The sequence below is a fragment of the Flavobacterium humidisoli genome (assembly GCF_023272795.1).
In the GTDB taxonomy this organism is placed as follows: domain Bacteria; phylum Bacteroidota; class Bacteroidia; order Flavobacteriales; family Flavobacteriaceae; genus Flavobacterium; species Flavobacterium humidisoli.
In genome coordinates, this window is sequence record NZ_CP096829.1 from 4,257,145 (window position 1) to 4,271,654 (window position 14,510).

Consider the following 14,510-nt stretch of genomic DNA (forward strand, 5'->3'; position numbering starts at 1 on the left):
TCTGGCCACTTTTAAAATCTCATTTCTAACTTTATAAAGTTGCTTATCTATAACTTTAGATTGTTTTTGAAAGTAAAATTTTACTATCAAACTGTTATAGTGCAAGTGTTCTAAATTTAAATGCATCAGAAGTAAATTCTACATTTTATACGATAAAGCACAGCATTAACCCTTATTCTCTTCTTTTAAATTATAATTTTATAGAAAAAAGACTACTTCTCAAATAGATATAAATCAAACCTTACGTTTTGCAAAGTGAACAGATTGTTATGATTTTTAGAATTGGGTTGCAGAAACCGTTATTCTTTTTTATTTTTATGAAATCGTGTGAAACTCTAATCACTCGATTTAATATTTAAAAATAAGAGAAAACTAAAATGAGCAACGACAAAAAACTAAAAGCTGTCGCTTTCGGAGAAGTACTTTGGGATATTTTTGGCAATGAAAAGAAAATTGGTGGAGCGCCATTAAATGTTGCGCTGCGCATGAAAGCCTTAGGCGTTGATTCTAATATGATTAGCTGTGTAGGAAATGATGCAGATGGAGAGGAAATTATAAACGAAGTCAGCAAACTAGGTCTAGAAACAAATACTCTTTTAAGATCTAATGATTTCCCGACAGGATTGGTCAATGTAACATTAGACGAAAGTAAATCGGCTACTTATGAGATTCTTTATCCTTCGGCTTGGGACAAAATTATCCTAAACGAAGAAACGAGAGAATTGGTCGTAAACTCAGATGTTTTAATTTATGGAAGTTTGGTCTGCAGAGATGAAGTTTCTAGAAAAGCTTTAGAAGAATTACTCCACACGCATACCTATAAAGTTTTTGATGTCAATCTTCGAAAACCACATTATGATTACGAAATTCTACAACACTTAATGCAGTCTGCAAATTTCATCAAATTTAATGATGAAGAGCTGATGGAAATAAGTGCTGCATTAGATTCTCCTTACAACACTTTAGAAGAAAATATGAACTTCATCTGTTCTTTAACCAATGCCACGGCAATCTGTGTGACAAGAGGAAAAGATGGAGCTTTACTTTTATGGGATAAACATCTTTACGAAAACGAAGGCTATACCGTAAAAGTTGAAGATACAGTTGGTGCAGGAGATTCATTTTTAGGAGCTTTGGTCACTTCACTTTTAAATGGAAAAGAACCACAAGCGGCCTTAAATTTTGCTTGTGCCACGGGAGCTTTAGTCGCCGGATCTGCAGGTGGAAATCCCGAAATTTCAATCTTTGACATTGAAAATTTGATCAATAAAAACTAAAAGAAAAAGCTTATTGCCTGATTTAAAAAATCAGGCTTTTTTTATACTTAAAACATACCGTTTCTATTAAAAATATGGGAAATATGTAAATTTAAAACGTAATTATTTCTTCCTAATCGATATAAGCGCTGTAAATTGCATTTTTAAAATAATTAATGAAGAATGATGAAAAAATTACGAATTTCTCTTATCAATATACACGGACTTTTGAAGGGTTCTGGTCTCGAAATCGGTCGAGATGCTGACAACGGAGGTCAGACCAAATACATATACGAACTAGCAGAATTTTTATCGCAACATGAAGATGTAGAACACGTTCATCTTTTTACCAGATTAATAGATGATCCCGCTCTTTCGCCAGAATACGCCGTACCTATAGAAATTATAAATGATAAACTGGACATAAGGCGCATTCCGTTTCTGGGGAAAAAGTATAAAGCAAAAGAACAGCTTTGGGAAGGTCTTGATACTTTTGTGAACGGCGCAATGCAACACATCAAACAATACAATATTTTCCCAGATTGGATTCACTCCCACTACGCTGATGCGGGATATGCTGCAGCCGAATTGTCAGCCGTTTTAAACATTCCTTTCGCACATACAGGACATTCTTTAGGATTCTACAAAAAGAAAAAACTAATTGAAAGCGGAGAAACGGAAGAAGAACTTGAAAAAAAATACAAATTCAAAGCCAGAATCGCTGCCGAAGAAAGAACATTAGAACTCGCAGAATTTATTGTTACTTCTACCGAACAGGAAATTGAAACCTATAAAGCATACAAAAACTTCGAATTAGGAAAATACCACGCCATTTCTCCTGGAATTGATACCCGAAAATTTGTTCCTTATTATTATCAAGAAAACGATTCGGACAAACATATGGAAGAAGCGCAACGAAAATATTGGGTTGCCGAAAGCATTTCTAAATTTTTAACCAATCCGCACAAGCCTATAATTCTGGCACTTTCAAGACCTGACCGTCATAAAAACTTGAATACTTTAATTGAAGTTTACGGAAAAGACAAAGAACTCCAAAGCATGGCCAATCTGGTCATTTTTGCTGGTATTCGAAAAGATATTGCCAAAATGCCAGAATCTGAAAAGAACGTTTTGACAGATTTGCTTCTTTTGATGGATAAATACGATCTGTACGGAAAAATGGCAATTCCGAAGAAACATGATGTCGAAAATGAAGTATCGATTATCTACCGTTATGCCGCAGAAAAAAGAGGCGTTTTTGTGAATTTAGCTTTGCATGAAAACTTCGGTTTGACTGTAATAGAATCGGCTAGTTCTGGGCTTCCCGTTGTGGTAACCAAAAATGGTGGGCCTTCAGAAATTATTCCGGTTTGTCAAAACGGAGAATTGGTAAATCCACAAGAAGAAAGCCAAATTAAAAAAGCGCTCCGCAATATTCTAACCGATGAAAATAAATGGAAATATTATTCGAATAATGGAGCGATCAATATTCAAAAACATTACAGCTGGATTAGCCACGTCAATCACTATGTAGATATAATTAATGAAAACCTATCTGTTTCCTCGACTGGAATCAAAAAACAGCATTATCCAAATATCAATATCGACCGATTGAAAAGAAAAATAGATCATCTTTTGGTTTCAGATATTGACGGCACTTTAATAGAACCAAAACTAGCCAATCCAGGTTTGAAAGAATTAAAAGCCCATTTAACCAATCGTACCGACAAAATGGCTTTTGCAATGGCTTCTGGACGCAATTTGGCACTTGTAAAAAAAGTAATTGACGAAGAAGAATTTCCTCTACCCGATTTCATTATCTGTTCAGTTGGAACTGAAATCTATTACACAAACGGAAAGGATTATATTTTAGATAAAGGCTGGGCCAAGTTTCTCTCTGGAAGATGGAAAAGAGAAGAAATTGTCAATAAACTGAAAGGCATAAAATGGATTAAACTGCAGGAAGAAGAAGCGCAAAATCCTTTTAAAATTTCTTATTACTATGACAAAGAACATTACAATCATGACGAGTTAATTCAAGTTTTAGGAACAGGATGGTACAAAGTCAATATTATTCCGAGTCACGGTCAGTTTTTAGATTTTATTCCGAAAAGAGCTTCTAAAGGAAATGCTATTAAATTTTTATGCAGAAAATGGTCCATTCCTTTAGGAAATGTAATTGCTGCGGGAGATTCTGGAAATGATGTTGATATGTTTAGAGGTCCAGTAAAAGGGATTATAGTAGGAAATCGAAGTTCTGAACTTGCCGATTACGAAACAACCAAAAGCATATATGTTGCTAAAAATTCGGCCTCAGAAGGGATTTTGGAAGGATTAAAATATTATAAAGTCATAAAATAAGCATTTATTACAGATAAAAAATTTAAACATATAAAGCGATGTGTTTTATTATAAGTAAAATGCCTTTTAGACAAAGTAAAGCTATGATTCTATGTTTTAGAAAAAATAATTCGAGAAAATTCGCGCCATTGCTTCGCCTATTCGCTGTCGTGCGAGTTGTGGCTAAAAAAATATACTAACAGTTTAAAATAAATAATAAAATGTATTCAGGTTCAGGATTTAGCAATTGGGAAATTGGAGATGTTGATGTATTTATAGATGAAAAAGGAATTCATCATTTATTTCATTTAATTATTCCAAATCATGATTATATCGCTCATGCCATTTCAAAAGATGGTCTTTCGTGGAAACGAGTAAAAAATGCCTTATTTGTTGGCGATCCTGGAGAATGGGACGATGATATGTTATGGACCATGCACATCAGCAAAAAGTCAGATGGCGAAGGTTATGAAATGTATTATACAGGTCTTAAACGCCAAGATAAGGGAATTGAACAAAAAGTAGGAAGAGCCATTTCTACCGATCTGCTTACTTGGAAGAAAGAAAATCTATACGGACTTCCTTTTAAAAGTGAAGCTCCCCATTATGAGGGCAAGAATAATAATCCGCGTCAATGGATAAGCTTTCGTGACCCATTCAAATACCAATACAAAGGAGAAGATTATTTGCTAATCTGTGCCCGAAGCGCCTCTGGACCAACATATCGCAGAGGCTGTATTGGTGTAGCCAAAAGAGAAAAAGAAGGTTATGTGCTGCAAAAACCGCTTCATATTCCGTACGTGTATGATGATGTAGAATGCCCGTGTGTATTTGAAATTAAAGGAACGCATTATCTATTGGGATCTATCAGAGAAGATATTAAAATCCGTTATTGGTCTTCACCAGAATTTAGGGGAGAATATTCTGCATTTCACAACAATGTACTGATGCCACAAGGAAACTATGCCGCCAGAGTGGTCAAAGATGGAAAACATTTCTTGGTTTATAATTTCTATTTTGCGGACGGAAACGTCAATACTCATCGTGTAATCCCGCCACCAAAAGAATTGGATGTCGATAAGAGCGGAAGACTTCTTTTGAAAAGTTATTATTATTGGGAAAAACTGTATCAGAAAACCATTTATCAAAAAGATTTGCCTCACCCCTTGCCTATTTTAGGAAATCCGACAGCAGAGTTTGTTTTGGAAAATGAAAACAAATGGCGATTTGGATGCCGAAGCGGTTATGAAATTTATGGTTTCGAAAAGCCATCAAACGATTTTGTTTGGGAAGGAACATTATCTGTAGAAGGAATGGGAAAAACGGGTTTTGTAATTGAATGCGATAAAGAAGGAACGGGATATTATATTTCGATTGATTTTATGAATGGTTTTGTGCAGTTTAGAGCTTGGGGATTTAATGAAAAGGATGTGAAGAATAATTTTATCTTTGAAAACATCCAAACCAATCAGTTTGAAATTAGTGAAGAAAAACAGATTTCCTTTAAAATTATCCGCTACGGAAATTATTATGAACTTTCTATAAATGACATTGTAAAACTAACTTTATTGGATTTTAAATACAACGAAGGAAAAGTCGGAATCTATGTCTGTTCGGCTGTAATTTCGATAAGCGATTCTAAAATTCATGTCATTCCAGAACCTGAAAACGAATATGCAGCTTCTGATCCTGAAAAATATGATAATGAGTTACAACCCAATTCTTTAATTTAAATTATTATGAATATTCAACCCCTTAAAATCGGTATGGCATTAGTGCTTTTAATGTCTCTTAGTTTCGCTAATGCCCAACAAAAAGATGCTGAAAAATGCCGTTATACCAAAACACCTCAAGGTTATCTGATGGTTCTTCGCGAAGGCGATAATGTTTTGGAATTAATTGAAAAATTAGCCAAAGAGCAAAATATTCCGTCAGCAAATTTTACTGGAATTGGTTTTGCGCAAGATGCTACTTTCGGTTTTTATGATTTTAGCCAAAAGAAATTTCATCCCAAAACTTTCAATAAAGTAGAAATGGGAAGCATTACGGGATCTATCGCTTGGAGTGGCGACAAACCTTCGATACACATGCACGGAGTTGCAACCGATGATAAATTTGATGCTTACGGCGGACATATACTTGGACTGAAAGTTGGAACGGGTTCAATGGAAATTTATATCACCGTGAATTCTGAAAAACTAGAAAGAAAAATTGAGCAACCACTAAACGCTAACGTTTTACAATTGCCTTGTTTAAAGTAGTTTTTTGCAGTCTTAAACTTTGTCAAAGTGATCCTTATAGTCTTCACAAAAAACATAAATGACAAGATAACAGAACTGTTTTTATTTTGAAAGATAAAACTTATATTGGCATCCCAAACTGATAATCCTAAAAAATGCCACAAAGTCCTTCTCCAGAAGATGTAAAACGAGTTTTCGAAAATTATTTTACTGCTGATATGAATATCTGGAAGGGATTTTCGGAAAAAATTAGAGTCCGTGAATTTGACAAATCTGAAATTATAAAAGATTATCACGGTGTCGAAAAATATCTTAACATCATCATCAAAGGATCTGCAGGGTTATTTGTTTGGGATGGCAAAAGAGATATCTGCATTAATCTTCTTTACGAAAATAGTTTTATTAGCGATTATATGTCTTTCTTAAATCAGCAGCCGTCTGTTATTAAAACCGAGGCTTTAGAAGATGTAACGCTCTGGTCTATTTCTCATCAAGATTTAAATGAATTGTACCAAAGATCAGAAACCGGCTTGCGAATCGGAAAAGCCATTTCTGAAATGCTTTATGTGCGTAAACAGCAAGAACAAATTAACCTATTGACACTTTCACCGCAAGAACGTTATTTAAAACTTATAGAAGGGCGTCCAGAAATTTTTCAAAGAACGCCACTTAAAATCATCGCTTCCTATTTGGGATTGACGGCCGAAAGTTTAAGCCGAATTCGAAAAAGAGTTATGGAAAAATGATTTCTTACCCAAAGTCAATTTTATTTTCATTTTCACTCGCTAAGTTTGCTTCACTAAACCAAACAAATTTAAAACGATGAAAAATAAAATCAACTTTGGCGCTATTATAGTTTATTACGTAATTGCGGTAATCTGCAGATATGCAGCTGTTAAAACCAATTTATTATCTGGAATAGAAAATCCGTATTTGGCCATTCTACTCCGCGGTATTGGTCCTGCTTTAGGAGCTTTGGCTGCAATAAAAATATTCTCGCTTGATAATCCAATGTCATTAAAAGGAATTTATAAAAATGCTCTAGTTCCGTTTGCCGTTTATTGGATTCTTCCTGCCGTTTTAATTGCAAGTGTTTATTACTTTACCATCGGTAAATTCCCAATATTATTAATGTTTACGGTTTTAGCTTACGGGCTTTTAGAAGAAATCGGTTGGCGTGGATTTTTACAAGAACAGTTGAAATCGCTTCCTAAATTTACTTCGATATTGGTTATTGCTGTACTTTGGTTTGCCTGGCATTTAAACTTCGAAATAACGCCAAGCAATATGATTTTCTTCGGAATCATTTTCTTCGGAAGTTGGGGAATCGGAAAAGTATATACTTCGACAGGATCGTTATTGGCAGTTGCAGGAGTACATTCGCTAAATAATTTTTTCCGTAATGGCTTGCATGAAACAGAACTTACTTTAATTGCAGTTTTATTAGTGATATGGGTTGGTTTTATTATTCTTTATAACAGAAAATATAAAACTGCAGTAAATCCTGCATAGACTTTAAACCCTCCGCTTTGTCAAAGTTTTAAACTTTGACAAAGTTAACTTTTAGCTTACTATGTGTTAGAAACTAGTTTCTTTTTGTATTCTTCACTTTAGAAACTAAATTCTATGTCTCTATGTGTTAAAAGAAAATCTAATTTAATCGTTCTGTCGTTTCCATTCTTAAACAATGTTCACTTCCTAAATACAATGGATCTCCATGTTTCTCAGACCAAAATCCGTCTAAAACATCTTTTGTAATGCATCTATAAACCGCAACTCCTTTATAGGTTTTATTGTCATCACCTTTATAACTGAAATTAATTACTAGAATATTGTCTTTAAAGAAACCCGTTCCTTTTTGTTTATGTGAATTGATAAGCCAATCTGCCTTTATACGGTTGTTTTGATCTACAGTCAGCGTCAAAACACCTTTGTATGTTATCTCATTACTTTCGTCCTGATTGCTTCCAGAAATGGAATAAGTGCCTACTAAATCTTGTACTGTCATTTATTTAATGTGCTATTTTTTGGCAAAAGTAAAAATTATCTTTTAAATCCATTTTCTCCAATTTTTATCTAATAATAACTCATAGTAAGCTTTTAAAATAAAAGTTGAAATTTTGTTAATTTCTTATGGAATTAAGTAAGATCATTTAAGTTTTTATTATTAAATTGGTTGTATGAGAACAAACCCTGATGTACTTATTATTGGAGGCGGTCTTGCTGGCCTGGCAAGTGCTTTACACTTATCCAAAAAAGGATTGAAGGTTATTCTTATCGAAAAAAATACCTACCCGAAACATAAAGTCTGCGGAGAATATATCTCAAATGAAATCCTGCCTTATTTATTTTGGCTGGATTTAGATATTAGGAAACTTCGTCCAACCATTATTTCAAATTTTGAATTTACAGCTCAAAATGGAAAAACAGCAAAAACTAAACTCCCACTGGGCGGTTTCGGAATAAGCCGTTATGAATTGGATCATTTTTTGCTTCAAAAAGCGGTCCAAAATGGCTGTACCATTATAACCGATAATGTCAACCATATTTCTTTTGAAAATGACATTTTTACTGTAACAACTTCTGAAGAAATTCTTTCATCCAAAATAGTATTAGGCGCTTACGGCAAAAGATCGAATATTGATCAAGTTTTGTCAAGAGATTTCATTTCTAAAAAATCACCTTGGCTTGCCGTAAAAGGACATTATAAAGGAAGTTTTGACGAAAGTCTTGTTGCTTTGTATAATTTTCAAGGCGGTTATTGTGGCGTTTCAAAAGTCGAAAACGACGTTATAAATATTTGCTACTTAGCCGATTTCGATACTTTTAAAAAATATAAAAACATCGAAGAGTACCAAAAATCAGTGCTTTATAAAAATAAAAAATTGAAAGGTATTTTTGAAAACAGCACTTCCCTATTCGAAAAACCTTTAACAATCAGTCAGATTTCATTCGATAAAAAAGAACCTGTAGAAAATCACATTTTAATGATTGGAGATACTGCAGGATTAATTCATCCAATGTGCGGCAACGGAATGGCAATGGCCATTCATAGCGCTAAAATAGCTTCTGAACTAGTACTTGATTTTTATTATGGAAAAATAGAATCAAGAAGCGAATTTGAAAAAAAATACATTAAAGAATGGAAAAAACATTTCAGCAAAAGACTATTCTTTGGTAGAATTTTGGCCAAAGCGCTGACACATAAAAATTTGACTTATATAATGACAACGATTGCAGCATCAATTCCTGCTTTACTTTCGTTCATTATAAAACAAACGCACGGGCGACCAATAACAATTGAATAAATGAGTGTAAACACTAAATATCGAACAGAAGAAATAGAAATAATGGATGATTTTTCGCTTCAAAGCGAAGAGCTTATTGGTGCGTTAGATAAAATTGCTTCTATTAATCAATTGCTTGGCGGAAATAAACTGACGCTTCACGGCATAAAAGAACTTTTAAAAAAGACAGACACTTCTCAAACCATTACCATTGCCGATATTGGATGTGGAAATGGAGATATGCTGAGAATGCTTGCCAAATATGGGAAAAAGCGAAATCTTCAATTCAAATTAATTGGAATCGACGCCAATGCTTTTACAATTGATTATGCCAAGAAACTCTCAAAAGATTTCCCCAATATTGAATATATCTGTATGGATATTTTTAGCGAAGATTTCAATCAGCTCAAATACGATATTGTTTTGTGCACGCTAACGCTGCATCATTTTGCAACCCATCAAATTGCAGAAGTAATGGCTATTTTAAACCAAAATGCTTCGATTGGCATTGTTGTAAATGATCTTCATAGAAGTAAAATTGCATATCGATTGTTTGAGCTCATAAGCGTTGTTTTCAATCTCAATAAAATGTCGCGCAACGATGGTTTGATTTCTATTTTAAAAGGATTCAAAAAAAACGAATTGGAGCATTTCTCCGAAAAACTAAATCTAAAAAACTATTCCATAAACTGGAAATGGGCCTTTCGCTACCAGTGGATAATTACTAAAATATGAGTGTAAAGATAATCACGGCTGTTAAACAGCTTCCGCAATATTCTCGAACGACCGAAGAAATACTTCCGCTTGTAGACGTATGGCTTGAAGGTCAGGAAGAGCGCTTTATCAAAAAAGTAAAAAAGATATTTGAAGGCGCTTCTGTAGACAAGCGCTATTCTATCATGGAACCTTCAGAAGTTTTTACTGCAACTTCATTTGAAGAAAAAAATGACATTTACAGTCGTGAAATGATTGTTTTAGGACATCAAGTTCTCGAAAAAGCATTAGAGAAAACAGGCTGGGATCCGCAGAGTTTAGATTACATCATTACCGTAAGCTGTACGGGAATTATGATTCCTTCACTCGATGCTTATTTGATTAATAAAATGAAATTAAGACAAGATATCGTCCGCCTTCCTATAACCGAAATGGGTTGCGCGGCGGGAATATCCGGAATTATTTATGCCAAGAATTTCCTGAAATCAAATCCAGGTAAACGAGCAGCGGTAATTGCGGTAGAATCGCCAACTGCAACTTTTCAGCTCGATGATTTCTCTATGCCGAATATTGTAAGCGCAGCTATTTTTGGAGATGGAGCGGCTTGTTGTTTATTGTCATCAAAAGAAGAAGATCCTGGTCCTGAAATTCTAGATGAACAGATGTATCATTTTTATGATGCCGAACATATGATGGGCTTCAAATTAACCAACGGCGGATTGCAAATGGTTTTAGATATTGAAGTTCCAGATACCATTGCTTCTCATTTTGGCGATATCATTCATCCTTTTTTAAAGCAGAATAATCTTGAAATTAAAGATATTGACCACATGATTTTTCATCCTGGCGGAAAAAAAATCGTAACAACTGTTGAATCGCTTTTTGCTGGATTGGAAAAAAATATTGACGATACTAAAGAGATTCTCAAACAATACGGCAATATGTCGAGCGCAACAGTTTTATATGTTTTAGAAAACATTATGAATCGAAATCCGAAAAAAGGAGAAAAAGGTTTAATGTTGAGTTTTGGTCCAGGATTTTCGGCACAAAGAGTTTTATTGCAATGGTAATTTGAAAGCTTATGAAATTAACTGATATTATAAAACAGCTACCGTACAGCGAACCTTTTTTGTTTGTAGATGAATTGCTTCACGCAGATGAAAATGGCGTAACTGGAACTTATACCTTCAAAGAAAATCTTGACTTTTATAAAGGCCATTTCAAAAACAATCCTGTTACTCCAGGCGTTATTTTAACTGAAACGATGGCACAGATTGGGATGGTTTGCTTAGGAATATTTCTTTTAGGAAATGATTTAGGAGAAAACACCGTAATCGCCTTTACCTCTGCCGATATGGAATTTTTAAAACCCGTTTATCCAAATGAAAAAGTAACGGTAACATCGGAGAAATTGTTCTTTCGTTTTGGAAAATTAAAATGCAATGCCGTAATGAAAAACGAAGCTGGACAAGAAGTTTGCAGAGGCGTTCTAGCAGGAATGATAACAAAAAGGTTATGAAAAAGCGAGTTGTTATAACAGGTCTTGGAGTTGCAGCGCCAAATGGTGTTGGAATTCCTGCGTTTACTTATGCGCTGCAAAATGGCATTTCGGGTATTCGTCACGATTCTCAATTAGAAGAATTACAGTTTTCTTGTCAGATTGTAGGTCAGCCGCAAATATCTGAAGAGTTGAAAGCGCAGTATTTTACAGAACTCGAACTACGAGGATTTAACAGCACAGGAATTTTATACGGCGTTATTGCGGGTATGGAAGCTTGGAACAATGCAGGATTGCCTATTAATGAAAATCCAGATTGGCATAGCGGCGCAATCTTCGGAGCTGGAACTTCTGGAATTGATAAATTCCGCGAAAGCATTTATAAAATTGACGAACTTCAAACCCGAAAATTAGGAAGTACTGTTGTCGCTCAAACCATGAACAGCGGTGTAAGCGCTTATCTTGGAGGTAAAATCGGATTAGGAAATCAGGTCACTACCAATTCGTCGGCTTGTACGACAGGAACCGAATCCATACTAATGGCTTACGACCGCATACAATCTGGACAAGCAAAACGAATATTAGCAGGAAGCACTTCCGACAGCGGTCCATACATTTGGGCAGGATTTGATGCGATTCGTGTCTGTTCGTCCAAGTTTAATGATAAACCCGAAGAAGGTTCCAGACCCATGAGCGCTTCGGCAGCTGGATTTGTTCCCGGAAGCGGTGCAGGAGCCTTTGTAATTGAAGATTTGGAAACTGCACTAGAACGAGGAGCGACAATTTATGCCGAAATATTGGGCGGAAATATCAATTCTGGCGGACAGCGCGACGGTGGAAGTATGACTGCTCCAAATAGTATAGCCGTGCAAAGATGTATTAAAACCGCTATTGAAAATGCTGGAATTCATCCAAATGAAATTGATGCTATAAATGGACATTTAACAGCAACAACAAAAGACAGTCTGGAGATTGAAAACTGGACAATAGCCTTGGATCGAAACGGTTTAGATTTTCCGTATATTAATTCGCTGAAAAGCTTAACAGGACATTGTTTAAGTGCGTCCGGAAGTATTGAAAGTGTTGCCGCAGTATTACAGCTTCACGAAGGTTTTTTATTTGGAAATAAAAACTGTACCGATCTTCATCCCGAAATTGCTGCATTGATTGATCCTTCAAAAGCACTTTTAGAAACTATAAAAACTAATCCCAAAATAATTGCGAAAGCCAGTTTTGGTTTTGGCGATGTAAACGCATGCGTAATATTTAAAAAATTTGAAAACTAAAATGGACAGAAAAGAACTTACCGCAAGATTAAAAGTAATTATAAAGCCTTTTGTTACCAACCAAGAAGCTTATGACAACCTAACTGAAGAAACCGACTTTATTAAGGATCTTAATATAAACTCAGCAAATCTTGTTGATATCGTATTGGATATAGAAGAAGATTTTAATATCGTGATTGACAATACCGATATGGAACGAATGCTTGATGTTAAAACTGCTTTAGAAATTATCGAAACCAAATTGGCGGAGAAATGATTGGCAATGACATTATAGATCTCGTGCAGTCACGTAAAGAAAGCAATTGGCAACGAAAAGGTTTTATAGAAAAGCTATTCACGACTGATGAACAACAGCTTATAAAAAAACATGATGATCCCGAAGTCATGGTTTGGCTTTTATGGAGCATGAAAGAGGCTGCGTATAAAATCTATAATCGTCAGACCAAAATGCGTGAGTTTAGTCCGAAAAAGCTTGTTTGTTTTATAGAATCATTAGACCTAAATAATTCCTATGGAAAAGTAGTTTGCAATAAAAATATTTATCACACCAAAACTATTTTGTCATTAGAAAGCATTCACACAGTTGCGGTAACCGATCTTAAAAATATTCATAATGTGATTGAAGTTGAGAATAAAGAAATCGTAAAAGACGAAAACGGTATTCCGTATTTAAAAATCTCTTCTAGTAGGCTTCAAGATATTTCAATTAGTCATCATGGGCGTTTTGAGAAGATGATTACTATAAAAAATTAATTTTAAACACCTGATAGTTTTATTCAAAACAAATCAGGGATTGCGATTCAGAATATTCTTTACGTTTGATTGTTTATATGTTAAATCCATATTCACCAGAAAGCAAAAATCTATGAAAATACTCTTTACAAAAACACTATTGCTTTTATTTTTCTTAACCTTATTTTCTTGTGAAAATAAAAAACCTAAACCAGTCGCAAAACCTGCCTATAAAGCAGGCGTGATTCTATCTTTTGACGACGCTTATGTTGACGAATGGTCTGAAGCAGATCAAGCTTTGCGAAAATATTCTTGGAAAGCGACTTTTAACGTCTGCCGAATAGATTCGATTGGAGCTCCGCAAATTAAAAAACTGCTGGAAATGCAAAAATACGGGCACGAAATTGCCGGACATGGCTATCATCATTACAACGCAGTTAAGTTCACACAAAAATATGGAATCAAGGAATATATGAAACAGGAAATTGATCCTATGATTATTTCAATGAAAAAAAAATCTTTCAACGTTACTTCTTTTGCTTATCCTTATGGAGAAAGATCCGATTCTCTTGATCAGGCATTATCACCCTTATTTAAAATTATTAGAGGAAGAGCATTTGGTGGCGAAATTCCAGAAAAACAAGACAGCTATTTTGATAATTCAAAAATTGTATTTGCCTTTGATATTGATAACAACCACATACATTTTAGCATTCCGTATGTATTAGAATTATTAGATTATGCTAAAAAAAACAATAAAATTCTAATTTTATGCGGTCATAAACCGGTAAAAGAAATCACAGAAAATTATCAGGTAAAAATAGAAACTTTAGAATTTATCTGTAAATACATGAAACTGAATGATCTTAAATTCTATAAACTTTCAGATTTAGATAATTTGCTTCCGCCACAGCTTTAATCTAAATATTTGAATTTAAAAACCAGTAATCAAACGTTCCTCTGGGACGTATATATTTAAATGCATTTATAAAAAATAAACCAAGGAGGCATTTTCTACGGAATGAGTAATAGCTAAAAAACATATCCGAATAAAAGCGATTTTGTCAGGATATCATATTATTTTAAAATTATTTTGACCTAAAGATTTATTCTCAAAAAGCACAAGAGAATAAATACTTTTAATTACTTTTAATGCA

General features: G+C 34.3%; 15 protein-coding genes. 14 read left to right on the forward strand and 1 reads right to left on the reverse strand.

Going from position 1 to position 14,510, the window contains the following annotated elements:
* Positions 1-377 precede the first annotated feature (377 nt).
* From M0M44_RS18390 to M0M44_RS18415, 6 genes are all read left to right on the forward strand, one after another.
* Positions 378-1,277 (forward strand): carbohydrate kinase family protein, encoded by a 900-nt coding sequence (locus tag M0M44_RS18390; RefSeq protein ID WP_248726993.1) that lies wholly within the window; start codon positions 378-380, stop codon positions 1,275-1,277.
* Positions 1,278-1,439: 162 nt separating this feature from the next.
* Positions 1,440-3,617: an HAD-IIB family hydrolase gene (locus tag M0M44_RS18395; RefSeq protein ID WP_248726994.1), complete on the forward strand. Its 2,178-nt coding sequence runs from the start codon at positions 1,440-1,442 to the stop codon at positions 3,615-3,617.
* Positions 3,618-3,817: 200 nt separating this feature from the next.
* Positions 3,818-5,329, forward strand: coding sequence for a glycoside hydrolase family protein (locus tag M0M44_RS18400; protein ID WP_248726995.1), 1,512 nt, complete (start codon positions 3,818-3,820; stop codon positions 5,327-5,329).
* 6 nt (positions 5,330-5,335) lie between these two features.
* Complete coding sequence (locus tag M0M44_RS18405; RefSeq protein ID WP_248726996.1) at positions 5,336-5,857, forward strand: PPC domain-containing DNA-binding protein; 522 nt, start codon at positions 5,336-5,338, stop codon at positions 5,855-5,857.
* Between the two features lie 134 nt (positions 5,858-5,991).
* Positions 5,992-6,582: a Crp/Fnr family transcriptional regulator gene (locus tag M0M44_RS18410; RefSeq protein ID WP_248726997.1), complete on the forward strand. Its 591-nt coding sequence runs from the start codon at positions 5,992-5,994 to the stop codon at positions 6,580-6,582.
* A gap of 76 nt (positions 6,583-6,658) precedes the next feature.
* Complete coding sequence (locus M0M44_RS18415; protein WP_248726998.1) at positions 6,659-7,348, forward strand: CPBP family intramembrane glutamic endopeptidase; 690 nt, start codon at positions 6,659-6,661, stop codon at positions 7,346-7,348.
* A gap of 139 nt (positions 7,349-7,487) precedes the next feature.
* Here the strand turns inward: M0M44_RS18415 and M0M44_RS18420 are convergent, their stop codons facing one another.
* Positions 7,488-7,844, reverse strand: a complete 357-nt coding sequence (locus tag M0M44_RS18420) for a hypothetical protein (RefSeq protein ID WP_248726999.1) — start codon at positions 7,842-7,844, stop codon at positions 7,488-7,490.
* A 172-nt stretch (positions 7,845-8,016) separates the two neighbouring features.
* Here M0M44_RS18420 and M0M44_RS18425 point away from each other — a divergent pair, with 172 nt between their 5' ends.
* The 8 genes from M0M44_RS18425 to M0M44_RS18460 all read left to right on the forward strand — a co-directional run bounded on the left by M0M44_RS18425 (position 8,017) and on the right by M0M44_RS18460 (position 14,272).
* Positions 8,017-9,144: an NAD(P)/FAD-dependent oxidoreductase gene (locus M0M44_RS18425; RefSeq protein WP_248727000.1), complete on the forward strand. Its 1,128-nt coding sequence runs from the start codon at positions 8,017-8,019 to the stop codon at positions 9,142-9,144.
* Complete coding sequence (locus M0M44_RS18430; RefSeq protein ID WP_248727001.1) at positions 9,145-9,858, forward strand: methyltransferase domain-containing protein; 714 nt, start codon at positions 9,145-9,147, stop codon at positions 9,856-9,858.
* The gene (locus M0M44_RS18435) at positions 9,855-10,907 is read left to right on the forward strand and encodes a type III polyketide synthase (protein ID WP_248727002.1); all 1,053 of its coding nucleotides are present in this window, start codon (positions 9,855-9,857) and stop codon (positions 10,905-10,907) included. The genes M0M44_RS18430 and M0M44_RS18435 overlap by 4 nt, the downstream gene beginning before the upstream one ends.
* A gap of 11 nt (positions 10,908-10,918) precedes the next feature.
* A complete protein-coding gene (locus M0M44_RS18440; RefSeq protein ID WP_248727003.1) occupies positions 10,919-11,356 on the forward strand; it encodes a 3-hydroxyacyl-ACP dehydratase FabZ family protein in 438 nt (145 codons plus the stop codon).
* Entirely contained in the window at positions 11,353-12,621 is a 1,269-nt protein-coding gene (locus tag M0M44_RS18445; protein ID WP_248727004.1) for a beta-ketoacyl-[acyl-carrier-protein] synthase family protein, read from the forward strand. The genes M0M44_RS18440 and M0M44_RS18445 overlap by 4 nt, the downstream gene beginning before the upstream one ends.
* Before the next feature lies 1 nt (position 12,622).
* A complete protein-coding gene (locus M0M44_RS18450; protein WP_248727005.1) occupies positions 12,623-12,877 on the forward strand; it encodes an acyl carrier protein in 255 nt (84 codons plus the stop codon).
* Complete coding sequence (locus M0M44_RS18455; protein ID WP_248727006.1) at positions 12,874-13,374, forward strand: 4'-phosphopantetheinyl transferase family protein; 501 nt, start codon at positions 12,874-12,876, stop codon at positions 13,372-13,374. Before M0M44_RS18450 ends, M0M44_RS18455 begins: the two co-directional genes overlap by 4 nt.
* A 112-nt stretch (positions 13,375-13,486) precedes the next feature.
* Complete coding sequence (locus M0M44_RS18460; RefSeq protein ID WP_248727007.1) at positions 13,487-14,272, forward strand: polysaccharide deacetylase family protein; 786 nt, start codon at positions 13,487-13,489, stop codon at positions 14,270-14,272.
* Positions 14,273-14,510: the final 238 nt, after the last annotated feature.